The organism is Natronorubrum thiooxidans (genome assembly GCF_900156475.1).
GTDB classification, from domain to species: domain Archaea; phylum Halobacteriota; class Halobacteria; order Halobacteriales; family Natrialbaceae; genus Natronorubrum; species Natronorubrum thiooxidans.
Map to the genome: position 1 here is coordinate 85,562 of NZ_FTNR01000004.1, position 23,120 is coordinate 108,681.

Sequence of the window (23,120 nt, forward strand, 5' to 3'; positions counted from 1 at the left end):
GATGGTAAGGGTTTAGGTACTGGTATCGCAAGGGCCCTTACATGGGAGCCCTTTCGAATCTCCGTGTGCTCGATCTGACCCAGGTGCTTGCTGGGCCGTACTGTACGATGTTACTTGCGGACATGGGCGCAGATGTCGTCAAAATCGAGCGCCCGGGTGGTGACCTCATCCGATCGAACCCACCGTTTGTCGACGACGCCGAGGAGGAAGCCTACGGCGGCTACTTCCAGAGTGTCAACCGTGGGAAAAAGAGCATCGAACTCGACTTTGGCGACGAGGAGGACCGCGCGGACTTCCTCTCGCTTGTCGAAGAGGCCGACATCGTCGTCGAGAATTACCGTGCGGGCACGATGGAAAAATATGATCTCGGCTACGAGACACTGACCGAGTACAACCCCGACCTCATCTACTCCTCGATCCGTGGCTTCGGTGACCCGCGTACGGGCGAGACGGACCGACAGGGCCAGCCCTCCTTCGACCTCATCGCCCAGGCACTCGGGGGCGTCATGGAGATTACGGGCCAGGAAGACGGCCCACCGACGAAAACCGGGCCCGGCGTCGGCGACCTCTTTACCGCGACGCTGAACTGTATCGGCATTCTGGCGGCGGTCAACCACCGCGCCCAGACCGGCGAGGGCCAGTACGTCGACACCGGGATGTACGACTCGATGCTCAGCTTCACTGAACGCGCGATCTACCAGCAGTCCTACACCGGTGAGGCCCCCACCCGACAGGGCAACTCCCACCCGACGCTGTTCCCCTATGACGCCTTCGAAACCGCGGACGGCTACACCGTTATCGCCGCCTTCGGCACCAACCATTGGAAGGAGGTCTGTGCAGCGATGGGCCGGGAGGAGTTGGCTGAGGAGTACCCCACTGCGTCCGACCGCCTCGAACACCGTGAGGCCCTGCGCGAGGAGATGGCTGCCTGGACGGCCGAGTTGACCAACGACGAACTCATCGATACCCTCGAGGGCCGCGTCCCCGTCGCCCCGGTCCAGACCACCGAGGAGATCTTCGAAGACCCACACGTTCACGCACGGGACATGCTCGTGTCGGTCGAACAGCCGGGTGCCGACCATGAGGTCGAGATCGCCGGCAACCCAATCAAAATGACCAAGACGTCACCCGAACCCCGCGGTCGCGCCCCGCTGCTCGACGAACACCGCGAGGAAGTGCTGGGCGAGGAGACCGAGACGACGGCAGACGACTAAGTCAGGCCACTTGGCGAGGCTTAGACTGTCGGCCAACCGTCAGTGAGCGGCCGACCACGAGACGGTGACGAGCGGTAAGTGCTTCGAGTCCTAGCCCGACCGACAGCTCCGGGCTACTCCAACTCGAGGGCGTCGGGTGGGGCGTGACAGCCACAGGGGGAGACGATGGCCTCGGTCGGCCCGACCACAGTTACCATCCGCATCCGCGAGCCACACATTGAACAGCGCGGCCACGGTGACTCGTCGCCGTCGTCGGCCTCGAGGTCGTGGGTCACGTCCATCGATCCCCCAACTCGAGATGGCGCGTGCCAGTGGGTCGTCGCTCGAGGCAAACAAGCCGTCGTACAGGATGCGGAAGTCCCGATGGAAGCGGTCTAATCATAGCGATGTGTTCACGCGGTAGGTAGCGAGGGTCGTCGGCCGATTCTGGACGGCCGCCGATTGAGACGGATGGAAACGCGACCACTCGAGTGGGTGCTTCGATACGACAACCCCACCGGAGTGCGAGTTTCGTTCAGTATATTCACCTACAATAATATATATCTGACGGTGATTAGTGATGCTAATTTTTGTGTGAGATTCGCGTCGTGTCGGGCCGTCGAAATGGGTTTCGAGAGGGAAACGAGAGCGCACTGTGTGACAGGATCGCATTCACTCATCGCCACCCAGTGTTGCCTGACGTGCCGATAGTAGCACATCATTAACCATTATATCAATATCGAAATTATTTAACGGAGTCACATAGAAGCCGACTGTATGACTCGAGAACGAGTGACGGCGGAGCAGCCGATTCGAAACTGGAACGACGTGTTCACAGCCGTCTCAGCTGAGCCGCGCCGTCAGCTTGTGGTCTCGCTGTCGGAGCAGCCAGCAGACGACCCCGTTTCGCTGCCGGAAAGCGCGACGAACCCCGCCATCTGCAGCGATTCAGACACGCTTCGACGCGAACTCTATCACCGCCATCTGCCACTGTTGGCCGACATGGCGTTTGTCGAGTGGGACACCGAACCGCTGGTTGCGACTCGAGGCCCGCGATTTGAGGAGATTGCCGTGGTGGTCGACAGCTTACACGCGAACGCGGGCGAGCTCCCGGAGTCGTTACTCGAGGGCTGTCACTGGATCCGGTGACGACTCCCACGAATTTGTGTGAGCAATCGGAGCACTGACCGTCGGTGCACATCCGATCGCACGCCGGGAGCGAAAAACGCTATTCAGTCTCGAGATCGTCGGGCAACTGGTCGACGCCGCGCGCCTGAAGTACCTGCCGGACGTGAAAATCCTTCTCCGCGGGATCGGTTTCCGCCAATGCTTTCTCGAGATGAGCCGTGCATTCGGGACTGAGTCGCCTGTTCGAAGCCATCTATCTCGGGGGTTTTATGTCGAGTAGCAAAAATCTGGTTGCTCTCGTCGCCCCGATCGAACGTCGCCGACTCGACGCGTCACACCCCTGAGGCGACGGCGGAGAGTAACCCTTTTGCGGGACCCCCACACACGATTCTGTATGGACTGGCCACACGATCCCGATGGAGAGCAAGGAAGCGATGGGATGCGACGGTTTGATATGCGAATTATCGCCGACAAAGTCGACGAAGAGGAGGATTTCCCGCTGAATCGCGACGAGTTCGTCGCTGAACACGGTGACGACCCGATCCGAATCAACTACAAAAAAGTCGTGCCGATGAGCGAGATCTTCGACTACATCGATGTCGAGGAGTTCGAGACGATCCTCGACATGCACAAAGCAGTCGGTGCGGCGATGCGAGCTGGTGACTTCTGGGACTACCACCCACAGGGTGCCAACCCCAAGAAGAAACACGCCTAACTGCTGGGCGGGGCTGCTGTCACTGTGTGGCGCATCCGCGGGCGGGTCGCGGTTGCACCAGTAAATTGCTACAGCAGACCGCACGACAGCAGTTCGTGTGAGTTGTCGTCGATTACCGATCGCGTTTTCTTGGCCCATAACGAATCTGGATTACGTATCACTTATACGACGGCGTTCAAAAGAATCGATCACCGTGACTAATACGCAGGTTACGCTCTTTCAGATCGACAACTACGGGCCGTGGACGGTGACACCGGAGCCACGCAGGGAAGCAGACCTCCAGACGCTGCAGTCCCGACTCTATGCCGACATCTCCCAATTCGTCGGCAACCGTGATGGCTACGTCTTCTTCACTCGCTTCGACAACATGGTCGCCGTCACGAACGGCTGCTCGTTCGACGACCACGCACTCCTCCAGGAGTCCGTCGGCAACCGCTACCCCGTAACGCTCAGCATCGGTGTTGCGACCGGCACGAATCCCGTCCAGGCGCTTGCCGATGCGACAGCACGCGTCCAGGACGCCGGCAGCGCACAGGACAAAACCCGCCGTGAGTGTCTCGAGGGCCGAGTGATCGACGACGTCCACCGAACCGACGCGGACATCCAGATCGCGCATTTCGATGTGATCAACGCGACTGGCCAGTATACCGACGAACTCAACGCCTTCGATACGTTCATCGAGATCGAGCAGGGCTATGCCGAGCTCATGCGCCACATGCGCTATGCCCACGACAGCCTCTCCTTTTTTGTCGGCGGCGACAACATCATCGTCGTCTGCCCGGATCTCGAGGAGGCCGACTACGAGGAGGCGATCTATCACGTCGAGGAGGCCGTCGACGTCGAACTCCAGGTCGGGGTCGGTCGTGGCAAAAGCGCACACGACGCTGGCTTCGCGGCAAAACACGCCCTCGAGACCTGTCGTGCCGACGGCACCCGCGTCGAACTCGAGTGGTAACTGCCTCGAGACAGAAGCTAAAGGTCTTCGTGACGGATTTGCTTAAATGTAGCGGGGGTAGCTTTTAGCCCATCTATGGCAATAGTTAACATATGGAATCGGAACTGTCCGTCAGGGATATCCTGACGACCGAATACGTCGGCGTCAGCGAGTCAGACACCGTTCGTGGCGCAGTCGAGCTTATGCGCGAAGACCGTGCGAGTTGCGTGCTCGTCGTCCGCGGGAGCGAGCCAGTCGGCATCATGACCGAGTGGGACGTTCTCGGCGTCGTCGCCGACGACCACGAACCGGGCGAGACGACAGTCGGAGACGTGATGACCACACCCGTCATCACGTTCGGTCCCGATCGGTCGCTTACCGACGCCGCCAGTACGATGGCTCGCGAAAACATCCGTAACGTCGTGGTCGAAAGCGACGACGGTGTGATGGGGCTGGTGACCCAGCGAGACGTCATCGCCGCCGCGGGATCGTTCCAGGCCACGATGACGCCGACGCGGTCGGGCAACCCCACGCTCGAGGGGGAGCGATCGACCGACGACCGGTCCGCTCAGTCGAACACCGCCTCCGGCAACGAACTCGAGCCGGTGCGTTCCAACGGCGATGAGTACTCGACACAGGGAATCTGTGAGGCCTGTGGCTCGCTTTCGGACTCGCTGTGGGATGCGAACGGACAGCTGGTCTGTGCGGATTGTCGAACGGTGTGATCGACTGCTTGCGACCAGACCAGTGGCTGTGTCGGCCGGTAGCCATCCCGAGACGGCCGGCACATAATTGGGCTATGATACCGATCACCGATGGCGATATCTCCGATAGAAAGACCTTTCGGGTGGCGCGGTGGACTGGTCGATAATGACCGATACCCTCGACGACCTCGACGTCGAAGGGACCACCGTCGGCGTCCGCATCGACGTCAATAGCCCCATTGGTGATGACGGCATGCTGGCCGACGATGCCCGACTACGCGCCCACGTTGACACCCTTTCGGAACTGATCGAGCGCGGCGGCCGGGTCGCCGTCCTCGCCCATCAGGGCCGTCCCGGTGGCGATGAGTTCGTCTCCCTCGAGTCACACGCCGAGCGACTCTCGAAACTGCTCGACCATCCAATCGACTACGTCGATGCCACGTTCAGCCACGCCGCCCGCGAGGCCGTCACGGCGCTGGAAAACGGCGACTGCGTCGTGCTCGAGAACACGCGCTTTTACAGCGAGGAGTACATGGAGTTCGAACCCGAACGAGCCGCGCAAACGCATCTCGTGACGGGGCTGGCACCGGTACTCGACGCCTACGTCAACGACGCCTTCGCCGCGGCACACCGCTCACAGCCCTCGCTGGTCGGCTTTCCGACCGTCTTACCCGGCTACGCCGGCCGTGTAATGGAGTCCGAACTCGACACGCTCGGATCGATCGAGGAGACACCCGAACCACGAGTCTATGTCCTCGGCGGAGCGAAGGTCTCCGACTCGATCGACGTCGCCTGGAGCGTCTTAGAGAAGGGGCTGGCAGATCACGTCCTCACCGCGGGCGTCGTCGGCAACGTCTTTCTCATCGCCGATGGCGTCGACCTCGGCGATGCGAGTTCCGATTTCATCTACGATCAGGGCTACTGGGACGAGATCGACCGTGCTGCCGACCTGCTCGATGCCTACGGCGAGCGGGTCGCCCTCCCGCGTGACGTCGCCGTCGAACGCGACGGGCAGCGACACGAAATCGGCGTCAACGCCTTACCACCACAGGACGCCGAGGCCGCCATGGATATCGGGAGTTCGACGCTGTCGTACTACCAGCGCCTGCTTGAGGACGCAGGGACGGTTATTCTCAACGGCCCGGCCGGCGTCTTCGAGGACGAGGCCTTCGAGAAGGGAACACGACGGCTCTACAACGCGGCGACGGACGTCGAGATGAGTATCGTCGGCGGTGGTGACACTGCATCGGCCCTCCGACAACTTGGCGTCGAGGGCTTTTCGCACGTGAGCACCGGCGGCGGTGCCGCGTTACGGATGCTCACCGCGGAGCCGCTTCCTGCCGTGACGGCGCTCGAAAATGGACCGACACAACAACAGCCAGCCGACGATTGAGTACGCATCACAAGCCGACATCGACGCGGTCGCGGATCACTGGGTTCGCCTCGCCCGTGACCAGCGTGCGTACGGCTCGTTCGTCCGCGCCGACGACAACCGGGAGACGATGTGCGAGATCCTCGCGGCCCACCAGGTCAACGACAGCCTGCTCGTTGCCCGTATCGACGACCGTCCCGTCGGGTTTGCGTCGTTTACCGTCGAACACGGCTCGCTCGAACTTGATGCCACCCGCGGCCACCTGTCGAATCTCTACGTCGACCCTGCCTTTCGCGACCACGGGATCGGCACCGCGTTGCTCGAAGCCGTCGAGGACGCGCTGGTCGACCGGGGGGTCGAGGTACTGCTCCTCGAGGTAATGGCCGACAACGAGGACGCACGGCGGTTTTACGACCGGCACGGGTACGACGAGTTCCGAGTGACAATGCAGCGCTCACTCGAGGGCGAGGACTCATCGGAAAACGATACACATTCAAAGGAGGACCGCTAACTGGAAACTGCGCCAGGGGAGCATGGGTGGTTCATGCACTCGACTTGTAATCGAGACTCCCGGGGTTCAAATCCCTGCCCTGGCTTTTCTATTCGCGAACGGATCTGTGCGAGTGAAAACCAGACTGGGGAGGTTCTCCTGTAGTAGTTGACTGTCCAGCGATTGGCTCGATAGTCGCCACTGGTAGGATTTCGATCCGATTTGAAGACGAGGGGCGATGTCTCAGAGTGAGAACGCCATTCGTGGCAACGATTGGTGTTCTGCCCCCGTCCTTCGGGTGAACGTGATGGACCCTGATAATTCTATATCCAAAGCATGTTGGGCCGGCCGTGCTACAGCTCGAGCGAGTCCGCGCTGTCGGGGTCGATACCGGGATCCATGACGTCCCATAACGGGTCGACAGTGACCGTCCCATTGCTCGTGATCACCCAGGGGATGAGTTGACAGGTGTGACAACGTCCGCTGTCGATGGAGAGTGTCGCCGTATCCGACGCGCCCGAGATCTCGCTCACACCGAGGAGCCGATCGGCCTGGCTGAGCCGCCAGACGACGCGCTCGAGGGTTCCGTCCGGGTCGCTGACGTCGATCTCGAGGGTCGTTCCCTCGGGACTGATCTCGAGGGGGCCTGGCGCCGGTCGCGCAGCGTCGATGGTGGGCGATTCGAGTCCCGTCGGCGTGACGGTGATCGTCCAGTTCGCTCGGTACTGCTCGCCGTCGACGTCGATGCCAGCGACCACCTCGTAGGTCGCGTTAGTCTCGTCAGTTCCGTCAGTCTCGTCAGTCCCGAACGTTTCCTGCCAGTAGTGGGCGTCCTGTTCGACGTAGTAGATCCCTTGCCACGGAGCTGCCAGCGTGTCACCGACGGTCTCCCCGTCGATCCACCAAGTGGTCGTCTGGAATGCGTCTGGATCGACAGCCCCGACTTCGAAGTGGACCGTTGTCTCCGGCTGGACGGCCAGTTCGGGATCGGGAAACTGCAGTTCGGGATCCAGTTCGTCGGTCGCACGGAGCCGAACGGTGCGTTCGTCCGCGTCACCGTTAGCTTCGACCCGAACCGTCACCGTGTCGGCTTCCGGGACGGGTTCGGTCCGATAGCTCGCGGAAAACGGGCGTTCCGTCTCGCCGGGGTCGACGGTCAACGTGATATTCCCTGCGGGCTCGCCGTCGACGGTGTACTCGATGGTCGGGCGGATCGACTGCTCGGTCGGGTTCTCGACCTCGACGCTCCACTCGAGTAATGCACCCCCAGTGATCGTCTCGGGGAGTTCGACGATACGGACCGAAACTGGTGTGTCCTCGCAATCAGTCGGCTCAGTGTCGGCTGTCTCGGCGTCTCCTGGCTCGTTCTCGAGTGTCGCGGTTCCGATGTGCGCTGCCGGGACGATACTGCCAGCCAGAACCCCGTTCAAAATCGTTCGTCTGTTCACGGATCTGCCCTCATATCGGTTCCCAACCCGAAATCACGGCATAAGTGCGTGCTACCGTTGTACTGGCAAATCGGACATTTGAACCAGGTGATCACCCCTGGCTCTTCGATGGTTGTGCTTACTGAATTGTTGTCCGTGCGTAACGCGGCGGGCACCGGCCGGCCACCAGACGCCCAGATGATGAGCCATTCGGCCGAAAGAGCCGATAAAACGGGCGGGGAAACGGCGTTCGGTCAGCCTACTCGTCACGAGTCTCGATTCGGGCCTTGCCCGAAAGCGCGTCGACGTGAACCTGGACAGGCCTGGTGTCGGTCTCGAGGGCGACGATCCAGACGGCGCTGATTCGCTGCGGTTCCTCGACGACCGTGAGGGCGTCCGACTCGCCGCTCTCGGCGTCGGCTGTGAGGGCGTCTCGAGCGATCCGTTCGGCGTCCTCGGCGTCGTCGATCCGGATCTCGTCGGTCAGACGCACGGTCACGACCGGCACGTCGGCCATGCGGACGACGCGTTCGGTGACGCTCCCGACCAGCACCCGGTCGAGGCCGGTTCGGCCCTGTGTTCCCATCACGATCAGGTCGATATCGTGGTCCGCGGCGTACTCGAGGATTGCCTCGTGTGGGACTCCCTGTTCGACCCCCGTCGTGGCTTCGATACCGTCTCGGGCAGCTTCGGCCGCGACTCGCTCGACAGCACGGTGGGCAGCAGGCGTCGCTGCTTCGTTCTGGAGGGTACCGAGTGGTCCCTCCGGCACGATCGAGAGGGCGTGAATCGTCGCCTCGAATCGATTCGCGATCGTCAGGCCGTGCATAATCGACTGGCGGGTCCCGTCGCTCCCGTCCGTGGGAATGAGAACGTCCTGATACATTATCACGGGGTTAGGAGCACGGACGTAATAGACTGCCGGCCACGGCTGTGTATGGACGGCCTCGAGCGGCTGGAACGGCACGTTTCAGATTTCCTCACTCCGAAACGGGGCAATCTCGATACCCTTTGGCAACCCTTTTTACGGTACATGAAAACGTATGCCACGGAGTATGGCAAATCTTGTCACTAATCTCGCGGCCGCCGTCGAAGAGCACGGCGAGAATACCGCGATCGGATATCAGGGGACTGAAACGAGCTACGAGGAGTTCTGGGGTCAAATCGGTGCCTTTGCCACCGCACTCGCAGACCGCGGTGTCGGAGCCGACGACCGGGTCGCGATCTATCTCCCGAACGTCCCGCCGTTTCTGATCGCGTTCCACGGCACGCTTCGGGCCGGCGGGGTCGTCGTCCCGATGAACCCACAGTACAAAGCCCGTGAGATCGGTCATCTGCTCGGCGATAGCGGGGCCACGGTGGTCGTGACGCTGGCAGACCTCGTCCCGTTCGTCAGGGCGGTACAGGACGAAACCAGCGTCGAACACGTCGTCAGCGTCGGCGGCGACGTCGACGGTGCAACCGCGTTCGAGGACTTCCTCGAGCCCGGCGATCCCGACATCCTCGAGCGGGCCGACGACGACGTGGCGGTCCAGCCGTACACGTCGGGGACGACGGGCCAGCCGAAGGGCGTCCAGCTCACCCACAAGAACCTCGCGTCGAACACCCAATCCGCAGCGGAGCTCATTCCCGACGGGATCCGACCGGACGACAAACAACTCGGCGTCCTTCCGCTGTTTCACATCTACGGGATGACCGTCGTAATGAACGCGACGCTGTTCAGCGGCGGGGCCTTCTACCCAATGGCCTCGTGGGACGCACAGGAGGCCGTCTCGCTCATCGAGGACGAGGAACTGACGCTGATGCATGGCGTGCCGGCGATGTACAACGACGTGATCAACCAGCCCAACGCCGAGGCGTTCGACCTCTCCTCGCTGCGGTTGTGTGGTGTCGGCGGTGCCGGCATCCCTGTCGAGGTACTGCGTCGGTTCGAAGAACTGTACGAGCCGACAGTCTACGAAGGCTACGGGCTGACCGAGACGAGCCCGGTGACACACTTCAACAGCCCCATCAAGGGCCGCCGCGTCGGCAGCATCGGCAAGCCCGTCCCCGGCGTCGACTCGAGAGTCGTCGACAGGGACTTCGAGGACGTCCCACCGGTCGAGGACGGCCCAGTCGACGAGGACGAAGCTGATCTCGACGCGATTACCGGCGAGATCGTCGTCAGCGGCCCCAACGTCATGAAAGGCTACTACGGGCTGCCCGACGCAAACGAGGAGGTGTTCACCGACGCCGACGGCAAAACCTGGTTCCACACGGGCGATCTGGGCTATCGCGACGAGGACGGCTTCTTTTACGTCGTCGATCGCGAGAAACACATGATCGTCACGGGCGGCTACAATGTCTACCCACGGGAGGTCGAGGAGTTGCTCTTCGAACACGAGGCCGTCGCCGACGCCGCCGTCGCCGGGATTCCCGACGAACGCCGCGGCGAGACCGTCAAAGCGTTCGTCGTTCCCACGCCAGACGCCGATGTCACCGAAGCCGAACTCAAAGAGTACTGCCTGACGAATCTCGCCGAGTACAAACACCCACGGGAGATCGAGTTCGTCGAGGAACTTCCACGGACGACGACCGGTAAAGTCCAGAAGTTCAAGCTCCGCGAGCAGGACACACCGGAATCGGAGGCAGAGTGATGGCGCTCGGCGAGGCAGTCCAACTCGAGATCGATGCGGACGGTCCGGCGACGATCACGCTCGATCAGCCGGACCGGCGCAACGCCCTTTCGGAGGCGATCAGCACCGGCATCTCGGAGGCCCTCGACGAGATCGAGGGCAGCGACGCCCGCTGTGTCCTCCTCGAGGGCTCGGGCGGCTCGTTTTCCGCCGGCGGCGACATCGAACGGATGGTCGAGGGGATCCAGAACGACGTCCCGATCGACGAGCGTGTGCGCGCCCTCGAGCGGTCGACGAACGAGCTGATCGGCCGGCTCGTCTCGTTTCCGATTCCGACGATTGCGCTCGTCGACGGGGCTGCCGTCGGCGCTGGTGCGAATCTCGCGCTCGCGTGTGACATGCAACTGGCGAGCGAACGGGCCGCGTTCGGCTTCGTGTTCCGACAGGTCGGGCTGAGCGTCGACGCCGGCACGTCCTACCTGCTCCCGCGCGTCGTCGGCGAGAACGTCGCCAAGGAACTCGTCCTCACGGGCGACATTATCGGGGCCGACCAAGCACACGAGCTCGGTCTCGTCAATCACGTCTACGACACAGACGAGTTCGACGAGGCCGTCGAGACGTTCGTCGAGAAGATCGTTGCCGGCCCGCCGGTCGCGTTACGCCATGCCAACCGACTGCTCGGCGAGGGCCTCGAGAAATCACTCGAGCAGGCGTTGACCGACGAAGCGGTCGCACAGGGCATCGCGTTCGACACCGACGATCACGAGGAGGGCGTGACCGCCTTCCTCGAGGATCGCGAACCCGAGTTCAAGGGACGCTAACGTCGGCCACAGTCCGCTGAGACAAGCGACGACCGGCGACGAGGAGCCGACTCGAGCGCGAGTTGCTTATTCTGTGTGGGTGACTCCCGTCCCGAGCGAGCACAGCGTCGACACTCGCGCGTTTTCCTTGATTTCGAGCCCGCCGTCGGCGACCGACAACGGGAGCAGCGGCAGGTGATCTCGGACCTGCATCGAGGGATGGGAACCACCACGAGCGAGCAGTTCGTTGCGCGGCTGGAGCTGTAAGGGCTCGTCGAGTCCAGTCAGGAACTCGTTGTGCTGGATGACGTATTGGCCACCTTCGAGATGCCACCAGCCGAACTCGTCGTCGGGGTTGTGGAGGTCGGTCGCGACCGGCTCGAGGTCGGCGTCCTCGAGTTCGTCGCCGCCGAAATCCAGCCGGCCGGGGGCGGCGACCTCGTACACCGCGCTGACGGTTAGATCGATGCCGTGGTCGTGGATCTGTGTCGGTTCGTACACGAGGTTGTCGACAGCGTCGGCGAGTGGGTTTTCGGCAGACATTTCGGTTGGCTTGACGGTTTCGAGCGGCAAAAACGTGTCTTCGCGAACGCGGGAGCGGGAAAGACGGCGGGCGACCGACACACGGACCCAGACGAGTCAGGCGACCGAACGGATACACATATGCATCGCCGACGCGACGGCACGCACAATGGCACAGCCACAGCTCGAGGCCATCCGTGTCCATCCGATCAAGTCCGTCGATGGGGTGTCGGTCACCGAAGCCGAGATCGTCGAGAACGGCGGCCTGTCGTGGGACCGACGGTACGCGATCGTCGAACAGTCGCCGGAGACGACGACAGGGACCGGGCCGGGCGGTCGGTACGTCAACGGGAAACGGGAGCGCCGAGTCCACGACCTCGAGGCGACGTACGATCTCGACCGCGAGACGGTCACCGTCGGCGAACGTGACGGCGACACACGCCACACGTACCACCTCGAGCTGGACCGGGACGGTCTCACCTCGTGGCTCTCGGACTTCTTTGGCTATCCGGTCGATCTCGTCCGTGACGACGAGGGCGGGTTTCCGGACGACACGGACGCCTCGGGGCCGACAGTGATCAGTACGGGGACACTCGAAGACGTCGCCTCGTGGTACGACGGAATCGACGCCGGCGAGATGTGTCGTCGGCTGCGTCCGAATCTCGTCCTCGATGCACCTGCGTTCTGGGAGGATCACCTCTACGAGGCACCCGGACGGGTCATCCCCTTCGAGATTGGGTCAGCGATGCTGTACGGCGTCAACCCGTGTCAGCGGTGTGTCGTTCCGACCCGCGATCCCGATACTGGCGAGCCGACCAACGGATTTCGAGAGACGTTCGTCGAACGACGGGCGGCGACGCTTCCCGAGTGGGCGAGCAAGGACTGGTTCGATCACTACTTTCGGCTGATGGTCAACACACGCGTGCCCGACGCTTCGTGGGGGGCGACGCTCGCCGTCGGCGACCCCGTTACCGTCGGCGAGTCGACGATCGATCCGGAACCGGCCGACTGATCCCAAGCGGGCCCGCCATGAAGCCCTCACGACCGCGGCTGATTTTCAGTTCTGGTACTCACGGGTAAAACGCAAAGAGGGCGCTCCGGCTTTCGGTTGGCATGAACTACGGTCTCGACATCGGGCCGGACGCGATCCGGGTCGCTATCGACACGCCAGACGGGGTGATCCTCGAGTCGGCACCGGCCCGTGCCACACCGGCCGACGCGGAGACGGGGTCGGCGAGAGGCATCGACGCGGAACCCGGCGAACCGCTGCTCTCGAACGGTGTGCTGACTGCGGACAGCGACGTCGAGCCGGCGCTCGAGGCACGCCTCCAGGACGTTCTCGATCTCGACGACGCGAGCGACGGGCAGCTCTGTTATACCACGCCTGGAACACTGGTCGACGCGGCCGAACCGACCGACGCTCGACGTGATGCCGTCGGTGCGGTTCTCGCCGATCGCGGACTCGATGTGACACCGATCCACAGCGGGTTCGCCGTCGTCTACGACCAGTTCGCCGACGACAACTACACTGGCCTCGGCGTCCGTCTCGGCCCACAGACGACCAGCGTCGCACTGGCGTACTACGGCGTGCCTGCGGTGGCGTTTTCGCTTGCGAAAGGCAGCGACTGGGTCGTCGACCGGGCCGCCGACGACACGGATCACGAGCAGGCAGCGGTCGCGTCCGCGCTCGAGGCGTTCGCGCTCGACCCCGACGCGGCGACGGACGAGGTCGAGGCCGCACTCACGACGGCGTTCGACGCACTGATCGGCGACCTCGCCGACGCGCTCGAGCGCGAAGCCGGGTCGGCTGATATCCAGCGAGGGTTGGCCGTGCCGCTTGCCGTCGCGGGACCGGACGCGGTCGAGGGCCTCGAATACCTTCTCGCCGGCCGCGTCGATAGCACACTCCCGATCTCGGTCCGCGATCCGCGACGCGCCGACGAGCCGGCCGCAGGCGCTGCCAGAGGGGCGCTCGCGGCTGCGAAAGACGGCGTCGAAGCCCACGAGGCCGTGACGTGGTCGCCGGCTGACGCGGACGACGGCGACGGAACCGATGGCACTGTGACAGTGACCAAGCCGACCGGCGAGACGACACTGACGTTCGACGACGCGCTCGATGGCGGAGCCGATGCGGACCGCGCTCGCGCGGACGACGCGATCGAGCAGTTATTCGATCGGCTCGCCGACCGAGACGACGAGATCCAGTCGATCCGGGCCGATCTCGAATCGGCGGTCGACGATCTCGACGAACTCGATGCGCGGACGGCCAGCGCCGACGTAGTCGCGGCCCTCGAAGGCGACCTCGAGCGGATCGCCGAGGAACTGCGCGATCTCGAAGCCGAAAGCGCGCGCCATGCGAGCAAGCAAACGGTTTCGACCCTCGAAGGCAATCTCGAGACACTTTCGACCGCGTTCGACGGGGTCGAAGACGACGTCGGCGACCTCGAGTCAGCGTTGGAAGACGAATTCGACACGCTCGAGGCGATGATCGAAACCCTCGAGACGACGACGGCGGACGAGCGAGCGGCACTCGACGACCGAATCAGTGACCTCGTGGACGATCTCGACGGCGTTTCCGACTGCACTGACACGCTCGACGATCTCCTCGAGGCGCTTCGAACCGAGGTGGAGTCCCTCGAAACGACGACCGCATCGGCAGCCGACCTCGACGCCGTGACAGAAACCGTCTCGCGGCTCGACGACGACCTCGACACCGTTGGCGAAGACGTCGCTCGACTCGGGTCGCGATCTGATGGACTTGCCGGCCGGCTCGAGGAACAAGCGACTCGGATCGGCAGCGTCGCCGATCGACTCACGGCCCGCGCTGAGCAGGCCGACGAGAAACGGGCACAGCTCGAAGACGGCCTCGAGACGGTCGAAACGAGTTTCAAGGACGAACTCGGGACCGTCGAACGCGACCTCGAAACGATTACTGAACGGCTTGGCGATCTCGACGGGCGGATCGCCGAACTCGGTGGCGAACTCGAGACGACCGCCACTGCCCTCGAGGCTACCGGCGAGCGACTCGGCTCGACGGAGGATCGCGTGGGGGCGCTTGACGAGGCGCTAACCGACGTCCGCGAGCGTCTTCATGACCGAACCGACGATCTCGACGCCCGTCTCAAGACTGCTCGAGAGACGATCACGACCCTCGAGGAAACGGCCGCTGACGACGCGCGGGTAGCCGCCGTCGAAGACGACCTGACAACGGTCGAGACGGTGGTGGCTGATCTGGAAGACGACGTTTCGGCCGTCTCGGAAACCGTGGAAACGCTCGAGGAGCGGACGGCCCCAGTAGAGGCGGTCGAGGACCTCGAAACAGATCTCGACGGAGTCGACGATGATATCGATTCCCTGACCGACAGCGTGCGCGCGCTCGAGGAGCGCGTCGACGAGACGATGATCGATCTTGAGGCCCGACTCGAGGACGCTACCGAAACGATCGACGACGAGGTGACAGCGCTCGAGTGCCGTCTCGAGCGCACGGTCGAGGAAAGCGTCGACGACCTCGCGGCGACGCTCGACAGGGCTGACGATTCGACCGAAGCGCAGCTGTCGGCGATCGAGACCCGCGTCAGCGATCTCGAGTCCGCGATCGAGACTGACCGAGCGGACGACTTCGAAGCGATTCGAACCGATCTCGAGACCGTACAGGATCAGATCGAGACGGATGCCGCTCCAGCTCTCGGCACGCAACTCGCCGCTGGTGGAGGCGGTGCCGGTGTCGTTGCAGGGAGCGTCGCTGCGCTTACCGGCGAGGCGACCGTCGGAATCGCCGCGGTCGTCGTCGGGGTGGTCCTGATCGCTGCGGTGATCGTTCGTGAGCACTCATAGACACGGGAGCGCCGCTCGAGCGTCGGTCTCGAGGGCTCGACGCGGCAATCGTACCGCCGAACGAAGCATTGAGACGCGCCGACGACTCGACTACTCCCGGATCAACTCAACGTTTCGCATCTCGCCCCCGCAGCGCCGGCAGCTACCGAGGAGTGCGTCCGCGACCGTCTCTCGGCGGCCACAGACGACACACTCGTACTCGAGTGGTTCTACAACAGACATGTTCGTAGGTATGTAACGAGGTGTGTTAACTCTTTTCATGGTAAAACGCGACTACGGGCGCGGCTGTGATACGGACTGCTGTAGTCAATTACCGCCGATCACCGACCCGTCTCTGGTGATCGGCGGTAAATCGGTATAGCAGACCGTATGAGTGTGTCGAGCGTACCGCCGAGCTACTCGAGGAACCAGAGCACGACACCGAGTCCTGTCGCGGCGACGATCGCGGCCGCGAGCAACCAGAATGCAGCCCGGAAGCCGGCTGTTTCCGACAGCGTGCCGACGATCGCGGGTGCGACCGCGCCTGCACCCATCAACATCGTTCTGACCACCCCGAGTCCACCGCCGGCGACGTCATCAGGAATCGTCGACATCAGGTACGCCCCCCGCACGGGTCGAAAGCCGTGTGCACCGATTCCGACGGCGACGAGTGCGGCGCCAAGGACAATCGGACCGACCGAGCCGGTCAGTGAAATAAACGCGATGAGCGCGAGCGAGGCGAGGCCCAACGTCGCGACGATTATCGGGAGTCGGCCGATCCGATCGCTGAGGTCGCCTGTGACGAGTTGAACCAGACTCGCAAGGAAGAGCGCGCTGTAGAGGACGCCCGCGACCGCATCCGTCAGACCGGCCGCCTGTGTAAGGTAGAGCGGGGCAAACGCAACGAATCCGTTGTACGTGAAGGAAAATAGGATCGTCAGGAGGGCAAACACCGAGAATCGCCAGTCTCGAAAGAGCGTGACGTACTGGCCAACGCCGACGGTTGTCGCTGCGGTCGGCGCGGCGTCACCTTCGGATTCGCTCGGCAAGCGTCGGGAGACCCGGGTTCGGAACACCACGGCGAGGCCGAGCCCGGCGAGACCGGCGAACAGGAAGATGAGCCGCCAGCTATCGCCAAGCGCAAACGAAACGCCCGCGACGACGACGATCGCAGCGGGTGCGACCACGCCGCCAAAAGCCCCGAACGTATCGAGAACCCCGAGCGCCCGACCAGTCCGGGACGGATACGCTCGAGACAACAGCCGGACGGCGACGGTCTTATGCGCTCCGGTTCCAGCACCCATGACGAGCATCGCTCCGACGAGGACGAGAAACGGGGAGTCGAAGACGAGCGCGAGCGCCGCGAGCGCCGCGACGAGCGCACCGGCAGTAATGACGACGATTGAACCGAGTCGGTCGGCCAGCACGCCCGAGGGGAACTGCATCGCGGCATAGACGAGCATAAATCCGGAGAACGCCGTTCCGAGGACCGCGTTTGAAACGCCGTAGCTCGCCTGAAACGAGCCGAACAACGGCGGAAACGCGTACCGCAAAAACTTCCCGAGAAACCAGATCGCCGCCGTCACCACGAGCACGTCGTACTGTGCGACCTTGCTGGCCGCCTCTCGAATCGACGCCTCGTTCACGTTCGCCAGTAGGTCAGTGGCCGGATGAATACTCACCGATTCGAGACTCGAGTACGCCCAGAAGTCGACACCGACGCGCGGCCGAACGCCGCTGACCCTGCGCTCGGGCGGACACCGAATCCACACCTTATCTGAGAGGGAAGCGCCTCATATTGATGTGATTAACCACCATATGGTTGTACTAGTTCTTAACCGATCAACATTATATGGGTGTCGATGCCAGAATACGGTACCGATGGCAGTGAACACCACCACGAATTGGAACGATCTCACCAGCTGTCCGTTCTGTGGGGACGAACTCGCCTCGCCCGGTGCCGGATTCATCGATCACATCGACAGCAGCGCCAACTGTGAAGACGGGTTCGAACAGTGGCGAGCGAACATCGCCGGCGACCTCGCCGGCGAATGGTCCGGTTAGAGACGGCCCGTGGCGATCTGTTGGCGACACCTGCCTCGCACCCGGCCGCTTTTTCTTGACGAATTCGGTATCGTGCCGTATCGCTGGCATCAGTCAGCATCGTTGTCGCTTTCGGACCCGTCCGAGTCTTCGTCAACCGTGTCCAGCGTGTGCTGGTCGTCGTATCATCGAGTCCGACCGACGATCATCGAAGGTGGCCGTGGCTGACCGTTCCCCGTAGCGGATCTGGGGCACGAGTTATCACCGCAAAACTGAGCGAACGTCCAAAATATTATCAGATATAGGGCTATATGTCGTCAGAGTCGTGCTAGACTAATACCAACGCAACTCTTTTTATGTTGTATGTTAGCAAACAACTATGGTTCACAACGATCCATACACACCGACCCGATCGTACTACGAATGCATCGACTGTGGGCATCGAGAAGTAGCCGATTCGGTCGCGTTCTGTCCGAACTGCGGCGGTCACACGACGAATATCGCAGTCGCTCGAGAGTGACGACCGGCGAGAACGCTGCAACCCTCCTCAGTCGAAGTCCGGGAGATCCTCCGGCGGTTCGTACTCGGCTTCCCAGTCGATGTAGTCGTCTTTGAGTACCTCTGAAACGATCTGTCCGAACTCGGTCAGTTCGGCGTTGATCGAGGAAACGGTCCCCCACGTATCGAGTTCGGGGTGATACGCTCGAGTCTGCCAGTCCTCCGGAATGCCGGGGGCGTGATAGCCGACGCGGTCGGCGAAGTCGTCCCAAAAGAAGTCAAATTCGGCGAAGAGGTCGAGATCGCGGGCGATGTCGTACGCTCGCTCCTCGAGGTCGGCATCGGCAAGCCACAGTTCGAACGCTTCCTCCCAGGCACCGTCTTCGAGGAACGCCTGGAGGTCCTCACGGCGGTAATCGATCTCGCTACCATCGCCGCTGATCGTCGCGTCCTCGTACTCGTTCGGATCGACGAACTCCAGTTCCGGCGGCGCAGGGGGTTCGACCTCGAGTGTCATGATCGGGGATACGACCGGTTTGGGCATAAGAATTCCTTCCCCGGAACGGCTCGCACTCGAGTGAGCCGACAGTCGACCCGTCTGTGACGTCCTGCGTGTGGCCGATCCCTACAGTTATTCCGTTTCAGTGTCAACACGTAGTCATGGGCAGCGAGAGCGGCGGAAGGAACTACAGTCTCACGGAGATCTTCGCGATCAAGTTCGTCCTCGCCGACATCCTGATCATCGCCGTGTTGCTGTTGGCCGGACCGCTGTATGCGCTCGCGATCACGGCGCTGCTCGTAGGTAGCGTCTTTCTCGTCTGGTATCTCACTCAGCGCGTCGATCGTGTCGACCCCGACGACGAGACGGCCGTCTCGAGTCGAACAGCGTCCGAACGCGATCCCGTCACGAAACTCCAGAAGCGGTATGCGGCCGGCGAACTCTCCGATGCCGAGTTCGAAGCCAAACTCGAGCGACTGATCGATGCCGATGAGCGGGCCGACGCCGCCGGTGTCGACACGGCGGAGTTGGAACTCGAGCGCTCGGAGTGACCGTCGGCTGCCGACGGCCGAGTTCCCCGAACCCAACACTCAATCGACAGCCAGCCCTAGCAATGCATAATGACTCACTACGAGGCGGCGATCCTCGACGTCGACGGCACCATTATCCGGGGCGAAGAGTTGCTCCCGAACGTCACCAACGGCCTCTACGCCCTCGAGGACGCCGGCATCGACCGACTGCTGTTCTCGAACAATCCGACACGCGGCAGCGATCACTACGGGGAGCGACTCGAGCCACACGGAATCACGATCGACCCTGAAACTGTGCTTACCTCGGCGACCGTCTCGGCGGCATATCTCGCGACGACTCATCCCGGTGCGACGGTCTACCTCGTCGGCAGCGAGCGACTCGAGGCGATCCTCAGAGACGCAGCCATCGAGGTGACCGACGATCCCGAGGGTGCCGACGTCGTCCTCGGCTCGTTCGACAAGAACTTCTCGTACGGCGGGCTCTGGGGCGCATTGCGCGCCCTCGAGGGCGACGTTCCGTTCTACGGCACCGACCCCGATGCGACGATTCCGATCGACGACGGGGAGATCCCCGGCACTGGAGCGATCCTCGCCGCAATGGAAGCCGTCGCCGGACGAGAACCCGACGCGATCCTCGGCAAACCCTCGTCGATCGCCGCCACGGCCGCGATGGATCGTCTCGAGGCCGATCCCGAACGAACACTGGTGGTCGGCGATCGGCTCGACACCGATATCCAACTGGGGAATCGGGCCGGGATGACGACCGCGCTTGTTCGGACCGGCGTCACGGATCAGGCTGCACTCGAGGGCGCAGCCGTCCAACCCGACTACGTCCTCGATTCGCTTGCCGACGTCGAAACGCTGCTGTAGCCGAGACGTGCTCGAAGGCCGGGACGGCGGATAGGGGGGGCTGTTCGAGATTGTCACCACTGCATATTGTGGGTATGAGAGACATATTTATGCGTAACAGTCACGATAGTCGAAACATGGAACTTGGCAACACGAAATCCCGCATCAAACACGTCTTGCTTCGAGCGCGATACGCGGCAATCGGTGCTGCGGTCGGGGCCGCACTCGGGGCCGTATTCAGTCGAAACGCTGCGAGTACTGGCGGTGCGATCGGTGCACTGGTCGGTGCGACGGTCGCAGACACTCGTGACACCGCGAGTTCGGTCCTCGAAGAGGCCAAAGAAAAAGAGATCTTCCCCCTCTCAAACGGCGACGAAGAGCACCGCTGAATTCCGAAAGCGACAACAATTTCTCGATATGTTGACACACTTCGCCATCAAGGACGTGGTGTCGCTACTCTGTCGGTCGGGGTTGGTGACTGGTGCCGTATAGTCCGATACTGGTAAAAGTCCACGTCGAGTTGAATCGCTAATGAGCGATGCAGGCGACGCCGGCGTGCCGGAGCCCCCGGAGCCACCAACGGACCAGGGTTCCATCCACGTTCTCGGGACGGCACACGTCTCGCAGGCGAGCGTCGACGACGTACACGAAACGATCGACCGTGAAGACCCGGACGTCGTCGCCGTCGAACTCGACGAGGGTCGATACCGCCAGATGCAGGGTGGAACTCCGGAGGACATCGAGGCGAAAGACCTCCTCTCGGGAAACACCGTCTTTCAGTTTCTGGCCTACTGGATGCTTTCCTACGTCCAGTCACGGCTCGGGGAGAAGTTCGACATCGAACCCGGGTCGGACATGCGTGCGGCAATCGAAGCCGCCGAACGCAACGAAAGCGGCGTTGCACTCGTCGATCGCGACATCCAGGTCACGATCCAGCGGTTCTGGCGTCGGCTTTCCGTTACCGAGAAACTGAAAATGGTCGGCGGGCTCGCCCTCGGGGTTACCGATCCTCGAACCATCGGATTGGCCTTCGGTGCCGCTGGTGGACTCTTCGTCGGACTCGTTTTCGCCGCGTTTCTCGCCCCACTGCTGGGACTTGGCGACCTCTTCTTGCTCGGTGTCACCGGCGCGACATCGCTTCAGTACGTCGGCGGTGCCGTCGGCGGTGCCATCGGCGGTGCACTCATCGGCCTGCTCTTTTTACCTTCCCTCGAGGCGGCCGGCGAATCGACTGGCGGGCTTCTCGATGGGGTCTCGATACGGATACTCGCGGGCGTGGCGATCGGGATCAGTGGCTGTCTCGCGCTCGTTGCAACCGGAACCTTCGTCGGCCCGTTCTCGGCGAGTACCTTCGAAAGTGCCGGCGTCTACGCGATTCGAGGGACAGTCGGGATTCTCGCTGGGCTCGGAGTTGGCGTCGGCATCGGTGGACTCGTTGGCCTCGTCCTCGATGCCGGTGGCAGCGACGTCGAGGATATCGACGAAATAGACATCGAGGAGATGACCGACGGCGACGTCGTCGCCGCGATGATGGAGGAGTTTCGCCGGTTCAGCCCCCGCGGCGCAAACGCTCTGATCGACGAGCGTGACGCCTACATCGCCAACCATCTCCACGACCTTCGCGAGCAGGGGTACGACGTCGTCGCCGTCGTCGGTGCCGGACACAAAGCCGGGATCGAACGCCATCTCGCGAACCCGTCGGGAATTCCCACCCTCGAGTCGCTTACGGGGACGGCCTCCAAACGACGGTTCTCGCCGCTGAAAATCGTCGGCTATCTGGTTATGATCGGCTTCCTCGGCTTTTTTTTCCTGCTGATTATGGCCGGTGTCCAAGACCTCTTTTTGCTCCAGCTGTTTGCGGCGTGGTTCCTGTTCAACGGCTTTTTCGCGTTCACGCTCGCCAGACTCGCCGGCGCACGCTGGACCAGTGCGGGCGTCGGCGGCGCAATCGCGTGGCTGACCAGTATCAATCCGCTGTTGGCCCCTGGCTGGTTCGCCGGCTACGTTGAGCTCAGACACCGCCCCGTCAACATTCGGGATATCCAGACGTTGAACGAAATCGTCGGCGACACCGACCGACCTGTCGGGGAAGCGATGTCCGAGATGTTCGAGGTGCCGTTGTTCCGGCTCATCATGATCGTTGCACTGACCAACATCGGGAGCCTGATCGCGACCCTGCTGTTCCCGATCGTGGTGTTGCCGTGGCTGGCCCCCGAAATCGGCGGTGTCAACGCCCTGTTCGCCGAACTCCTCAGCGGCGCTGAAAACACCCTCGAGTTGCTCAGAGGGCTCCTGACATGAGCACTCGAACACGGCAACGGTCGAGCGCGGAGCTGAGTTTCAGCGACAAGGAACTGTTCGACCTCGCGCTGGCGTGGATCACGCTCTCGGTCGCGTTCGCGCTGTTGCTCGCCCCGATCCATGTTGGAGGCGCAACCATCGGTACCTTCGTGCTGATGGTCGGCTTGAGCTTCGTGACTGTCGGCGTCGCCTTCCTGTTACACGAACTCGCGCACAAGGTCGTTGCAGTCGAGTACGGCCAGCTCGCGGAGTTCCGTGCCGACTACCAGATGCTGTTTCTGGCGATCATGAGCGCCCTCGTCGGCTTCCTTTTCGCCGCGCCCGGCGCGGTCTACCACCGCGGTCGGATCACCGAACGGGAGAACGGCCACATCGCGATCGCCGGGCCGGTGACGAATATCCTGCTCGCGCTCCTGTTTCTTCCGCTGTTGCTGTTCAGCGGGCTGCCCGGAATCGCCGGATTTCTGGGTGTAATCGGACACATGGGTGTCCTCATCAACCTCTTCCTTGCTGCGTTCAACATGATTCCGTTCGGTCCACTCGACGGCAAGTCGGTGCTCGGATGGAGCAAGCCGGCCTTCGGTGCCGTCTTCGGCATCGGCTTGGGTCTGCTCGCAGGATTCATCTGGATCTTTGGGATCTGGCCGTGGTGAGCAGCCACCAGAACGCACGTCCGGGGCACTGTCT

Annotated in this window: 26 protein-coding genes and 1 tRNA gene; 19 read left to right on the forward strand and 8 right to left on the reverse strand. The window is 62.6% G+C overall.

From position 1 onward, the window contains the following. Positions 1 to 41 precede the first annotated feature (41 nt). Complete coding sequence (gene mct, locus BW940_RS07150) at positions 42 to 1,214, forward strand: succinyl-CoA:mesaconate CoA-transferase (RefSeq protein ID WP_076608513.1); 1,173 nt, start codon at positions 42 to 44, stop codon at positions 1,212 to 1,214. A gap of 113 nt (positions 1,215 to 1,327) precedes the next feature. Here the strand turns inward: mct and BW940_RS21740 are convergent, their stop codons facing one another. Beyond that, the gene (locus BW940_RS21740) at positions 1,328 to 1,495 is read right to left on the reverse strand and encodes a hypothetical protein (RefSeq protein ID WP_173834861.1); all 168 of its coding nucleotides are present in this window, start codon (positions 1,493 to 1,495) and stop codon (positions 1,328 to 1,330) included. Positions 1,496 to 1,970: 475 nt separating this feature from the next. On the opposite strand from BW940_RS21740, the gene BW940_RS07155 reads away from it, so the two are divergent. Beyond that, positions 1,971 to 2,342 (forward strand): hypothetical protein, encoded by a 372-nt coding sequence (locus BW940_RS07155; RefSeq protein ID WP_076608514.1) that lies wholly within the window; start codon positions 1,971 to 1,973, stop codon positions 2,340 to 2,342. A 79-nt stretch (positions 2,343 to 2,421) separates the two neighbouring features. Here the strand turns inward: BW940_RS07155 and BW940_RS21745 are convergent, their stop codons facing one another. Beyond that, the gene (locus BW940_RS21745) at positions 2,422 to 2,574 is read right to left on the reverse strand and encodes a hypothetical protein (RefSeq protein WP_173834862.1); all 153 of its coding nucleotides are present in this window, start codon (positions 2,572 to 2,574) and stop codon (positions 2,422 to 2,424) included. A 141-nt stretch (positions 2,575 to 2,715) separates the two neighbouring features. On the opposite strand from BW940_RS21745, the gene BW940_RS07160 reads away from it, so the two are divergent. From BW940_RS07160 to BW940_RS07185, 6 genes are all read left to right on the forward strand, one after another. Continuing rightward, entirely contained in the window at positions 2,716 to 3,036 is a 321-nt protein-coding gene (locus tag BW940_RS07160) for a DUF5785 family protein (RefSeq protein ID WP_076608515.1), read from the forward strand. Between the two features lie 193 nt (positions 3,037 to 3,229). Next, positions 3,230 to 3,991 carry a GTP cyclohydrolase III gene (locus BW940_RS07165; RefSeq protein WP_076608516.1) on the forward strand — a complete coding sequence of 254 codons (762 nt, stop codon included), beginning with the start codon at positions 3,230 to 3,232 and terminating at the stop codon, positions 3,989 to 3,991. A 92-nt stretch (positions 3,992 to 4,083) separates the two neighbouring features. Continuing rightward, the gene (locus BW940_RS07170; protein ID WP_076608517.1) at positions 4,084 to 4,695 is read left to right on the forward strand and encodes a CBS domain-containing protein; all 612 of its coding nucleotides are present in this window, start codon (positions 4,084 to 4,086) and stop codon (positions 4,693 to 4,695) included. A 145-nt stretch (positions 4,696 to 4,840) separates the two neighbouring features. After that, a complete protein-coding gene (locus BW940_RS07175) occupies positions 4,841 to 6,067 on the forward strand; it encodes a phosphoglycerate kinase (protein WP_076608518.1) in 1,227 nt (408 codons plus the stop codon). Further along, positions 6,033 to 6,557: a GNAT family N-acetyltransferase gene (locus tag BW940_RS07180; protein WP_076608519.1), complete on the forward strand. Its 525-nt coding sequence runs from the start codon at positions 6,033 to 6,035 to the stop codon at positions 6,555 to 6,557. The genes BW940_RS07175 and BW940_RS07180 overlap by 35 nt, the downstream gene beginning before the upstream one ends. An 11-nt stretch (positions 6,558 to 6,568) precedes the next feature. Next, a tRNA-Thr gene (locus tag BW940_RS07185) sits at positions 6,569 to 6,642 on the forward strand. A 247-nt stretch (positions 6,643 to 6,889) separates the two neighbouring features. On the opposite strand, the gene BW940_RS07190 is transcribed toward BW940_RS07185, so the two are convergent. Together BW940_RS07190 and BW940_RS07195 are read right to left on the reverse strand one after the other, a co-directional pair. After that, positions 6,890 to 7,984 (reverse strand): hypothetical protein, encoded by a 1,095-nt coding sequence (locus BW940_RS07190; protein WP_076608520.1) that lies wholly within the window; start codon positions 7,982 to 7,984, stop codon positions 6,890 to 6,892. Between the two features lie 238 nt (positions 7,985 to 8,222). Continuing rightward, positions 8,223 to 8,849 carry a universal stress protein gene (locus BW940_RS07195; protein WP_076608521.1) on the reverse strand — a complete coding sequence of 209 codons (627 nt, stop codon included), beginning with the start codon at positions 8,847 to 8,849 and terminating at the stop codon, positions 8,223 to 8,225. 169 nt (positions 8,850 to 9,018) lie between these two features. Here BW940_RS07195 and BW940_RS07200 point away from each other — a divergent pair, with 169 nt between their 5' ends. Both BW940_RS07200 and BW940_RS07205 read left to right on the forward strand, forming a co-directional pair. After that, positions 9,019 to 10,599: a long-chain-fatty-acid--CoA ligase gene (locus tag BW940_RS07200; RefSeq protein WP_076608522.1), complete on the forward strand. Its 1,581-nt coding sequence runs from the start codon at positions 9,019 to 9,021 to the stop codon at positions 10,597 to 10,599. Next, complete coding sequence (locus BW940_RS07205) at positions 10,599 to 11,399, forward strand: enoyl-CoA hydratase-related protein (protein ID WP_076608523.1); 801 nt, start codon at positions 10,599 to 10,601, stop codon at positions 11,397 to 11,399. The genes BW940_RS07200 and BW940_RS07205 overlap by 1 nt, the downstream gene beginning before the upstream one ends. Positions 11,400 to 11,465: 66 nt before the next feature. Here the strand turns inward: BW940_RS07205 and BW940_RS07210 are convergent, their stop codons facing one another. Beyond that, positions 11,466 to 11,921, reverse strand: a complete 456-nt coding sequence (locus tag BW940_RS07210; protein ID WP_173834863.1) for a dCTP deaminase/dUTPase family protein — start codon at positions 11,919 to 11,921, stop codon at positions 11,466 to 11,468. A gap of 148 nt (positions 11,922 to 12,069) precedes the next feature. Here BW940_RS07210 and BW940_RS07215 point away from each other — a divergent pair, with 148 nt between their 5' ends. Both BW940_RS07215 and BW940_RS21460 read left to right on the forward strand, forming a co-directional pair. Next, positions 12,070 to 12,912, forward strand: a complete 843-nt coding sequence (locus BW940_RS07215; RefSeq protein WP_076608524.1) for an MOSC domain-containing protein — start codon at positions 12,070 to 12,072, stop codon at positions 12,910 to 12,912. Positions 12,913 to 13,013: 101 nt separating this feature from the next. After that, complete coding sequence (locus BW940_RS21460; protein WP_076608525.1) at positions 13,014 to 15,734, forward strand: disk-shape morphogenesis protein volactin; 2,721 nt, start codon at positions 13,014 to 13,016, stop codon at positions 15,732 to 15,734. A 90-nt stretch (positions 15,735 to 15,824) separates the two neighbouring features. Here BW940_RS21460 and BW940_RS21045 read toward each other — a convergent pair whose 3' ends face one another. After that, entirely contained in the window at positions 15,825 to 15,956 is a 132-nt protein-coding gene (locus BW940_RS21045; protein ID WP_143823874.1) for a rubrerythrin-like domain-containing protein, read from the reverse strand. Between the two features lie 173 nt (positions 15,957 to 16,129). Continuing rightward, complete coding sequence (locus BW940_RS07225) at positions 16,130 to 17,359, reverse strand: MFS transporter (protein ID WP_076608699.1); 1,230 nt, start codon at positions 17,357 to 17,359, stop codon at positions 16,130 to 16,132. Positions 17,360 to 17,594: 235 nt separating this feature from the next. Between BW940_RS07225 and BW940_RS07230 the strand changes: the two genes are divergently transcribed. Together BW940_RS07230 and BW940_RS21050 are read left to right on the forward strand one after the other, a co-directional pair. After that, positions 17,595 to 17,777 (forward strand): DUF7501 family protein, encoded by a 183-nt coding sequence (locus BW940_RS07230; protein WP_076608526.1) that lies wholly within the window; start codon positions 17,595 to 17,597, stop codon positions 17,775 to 17,777. Between the two features lie 358 nt (positions 17,778 to 18,135). Then, positions 18,136 to 18,276 carry a rubrerythrin-like domain-containing protein gene (locus BW940_RS21050; protein ID WP_143823875.1) on the forward strand — a complete coding sequence of 47 codons (141 nt, stop codon included), beginning with the start codon at positions 18,136 to 18,138 and terminating at the stop codon, positions 18,274 to 18,276. 27 nt (positions 18,277 to 18,303) lie between these two features. Here BW940_RS21050 and BW940_RS07235 read toward each other — a convergent pair whose 3' ends face one another. Next, positions 18,304 to 18,771, reverse strand: coding sequence for a hypothetical protein (locus BW940_RS07235; RefSeq protein WP_076608700.1), 468 nt, complete (start codon positions 18,769 to 18,771; stop codon positions 18,304 to 18,306). A gap of 143 nt (positions 18,772 to 18,914) precedes the next feature. On the opposite strand from BW940_RS07235, the gene BW940_RS07240 reads away from it, so the two are divergent. The 5 genes from BW940_RS07240 (at position 18,915) to BW940_RS07260 (ending at position 23,086) form a co-directional block, all read left to right on the forward strand. Further along, a complete protein-coding gene (locus BW940_RS07240) occupies positions 18,915 to 19,304 on the forward strand; it encodes an SHOCT domain-containing protein (RefSeq protein ID WP_076608527.1) in 390 nt (129 codons plus the stop codon). Positions 19,305 to 19,373: 69 nt separating this feature from the next. Continuing rightward, a complete protein-coding gene (locus BW940_RS07245; RefSeq protein WP_076608528.1) occupies positions 19,374 to 20,153 on the forward strand; it encodes an HAD-IIA family hydrolase in 780 nt (259 codons plus the stop codon). 116 nt (positions 20,154 to 20,269) lie between these two features. Continuing rightward, entirely contained in the window at positions 20,270 to 20,521 is a 252-nt protein-coding gene (locus BW940_RS07250) for a glycine zipper 2TM domain-containing protein (RefSeq protein WP_076608529.1), read from the forward strand. Positions 20,522 to 20,663: 142 nt separating this feature from the next. Beyond that, positions 20,664 to 22,433, forward strand: coding sequence for a TraB/GumN family protein (locus tag BW940_RS07255; protein WP_076608530.1), 1,770 nt, complete (start codon positions 20,664 to 20,666; stop codon positions 22,431 to 22,433). Further along, a complete protein-coding gene (locus tag BW940_RS07260) occupies positions 22,430 to 23,086 on the forward strand; it encodes a zinc metalloprotease (RefSeq protein ID WP_076608531.1) in 657 nt (218 codons plus the stop codon). The genes BW940_RS07255 and BW940_RS07260 overlap by 4 nt, the downstream gene beginning before the upstream one ends. Positions 23,087 to 23,120: the final 34 nt, after the last annotated feature.

Bases quoted from the DNA above. Each gene is read 5' to 3' on its own strand.
- mct (WP_076608513.1), top strand. From the start codon at position 42: ATGGGAGCCCTTTCGAATCTCCGTGTGCTCGATCTGACCCAGGTGCTT.
- BW940_RS21740 (WP_173834861.1), bottom strand. From the start codon at position 1,495: ATGGACGTGACCCACGACCTCGAGGCCGACGACGGCGACGAGTCACCG.
- BW940_RS07155 (WP_076608514.1), top strand. From the start codon at position 1,971: ATGACTCGAGAACGAGTGACGGCGGAGCAGCCGATTCGAAACTGGAAC.
- BW940_RS21745 (WP_173834862.1), bottom strand. From the start codon at position 2,574: ATGGCTTCGAACAGGCGACTCAGTCCCGAATGCACGGCTCATCTCGAG.
- BW940_RS07160 (WP_076608515.1), top strand. From the start codon at position 2,716: ATGGACTGGCCACACGATCCCGATGGAGAGCAAGGAAGCGATGGGATG.
- BW940_RS07170 (WP_076608517.1), top strand. From the start codon at position 4,084: ATGGAATCGGAACTGTCCGTCAGGGATATCCTGACGACCGAATACGTC.
- BW940_RS07175 (WP_076608518.1), top strand. From the start codon at position 4,841: ATGACCGATACCCTCGACGACCTCGACGTCGAAGGGACCACCGTCGGC.
- BW940_RS07180 (WP_076608519.1), top strand. From the start codon at position 6,033: ATGGACCGACACAACAACAGCCAGCCGACGATTGAGTACGCATCACAA.
- BW940_RS07195 (WP_076608521.1), bottom strand. From the start codon at position 8,849: ATGTATCAGGACGTTCTCATTCCCACGGACGGGAGCGACGGGACCCGC.
- BW940_RS07200 (WP_076608522.1), top strand. From the start codon at position 9,019: ATGGCAAATCTTGTCACTAATCTCGCGGCCGCCGTCGAAGAGCACGGC.
- BW940_RS07205 (WP_076608523.1), top strand. From the start codon at position 10,599: ATGGCGCTCGGCGAGGCAGTCCAACTCGAGATCGATGCGGACGGTCCG.
- BW940_RS07210 (WP_173834863.1), bottom strand. From the start codon at position 11,921: ATGTCTGCCGAAAACCCACTCGCCGACGCTGTCGACAACCTCGTGTAC.
- BW940_RS07215 (WP_076608524.1), top strand. From the start codon at position 12,070: ATGGCACAGCCACAGCTCGAGGCCATCCGTGTCCATCCGATCAAGTCC.
- BW940_RS21460 (WP_076608525.1), top strand. From the start codon at position 13,014: ATGAACTACGGTCTCGACATCGGGCCGGACGCGATCCGGGTCGCTATC.
- BW940_RS21045 (WP_143823874.1), bottom strand. From the start codon at position 15,956: ATGTCTGTTGTAGAACCACTCGAGTACGAGTGTGTCGTCTGTGGCCGC.
- BW940_RS07230 (WP_076608526.1), top strand. From the start codon at position 17,595: ATGGCAGTGAACACCACCACGAATTGGAACGATCTCACCAGCTGTCCG.
- BW940_RS21050 (WP_143823875.1), top strand. From the start codon at position 18,136: ATGGTTCACAACGATCCATACACACCGACCCGATCGTACTACGAATGC.
- BW940_RS07235 (WP_076608700.1), bottom strand. From the start codon at position 18,771: ATGACACTCGAGGTCGAACCCCCTGCGCCGCCGGAACTGGAGTTCGTC.
- BW940_RS07240 (WP_076608527.1), top strand. From the start codon at position 18,915: ATGGGCAGCGAGAGCGGCGGAAGGAACTACAGTCTCACGGAGATCTTC.
- BW940_RS07245 (WP_076608528.1), top strand. From the start codon at position 19,374: ATGACTCACTACGAGGCGGCGATCCTCGACGTCGACGGCACCATTATC.
- BW940_RS07250 (WP_076608529.1), top strand. From the start codon at position 20,270: ATGGAACTTGGCAACACGAAATCCCGCATCAAACACGTCTTGCTTCGA.
- BW940_RS07255 (WP_076608530.1), top strand. From the start codon at position 20,664: ATGAGCGATGCAGGCGACGCCGGCGTGCCGGAGCCCCCGGAGCCACCA.
- BW940_RS07260 (WP_076608531.1), top strand. From the start codon at position 22,430: ATGAGCACTCGAACACGGCAACGGTCGAGCGCGGAGCTGAGTTTCAGC.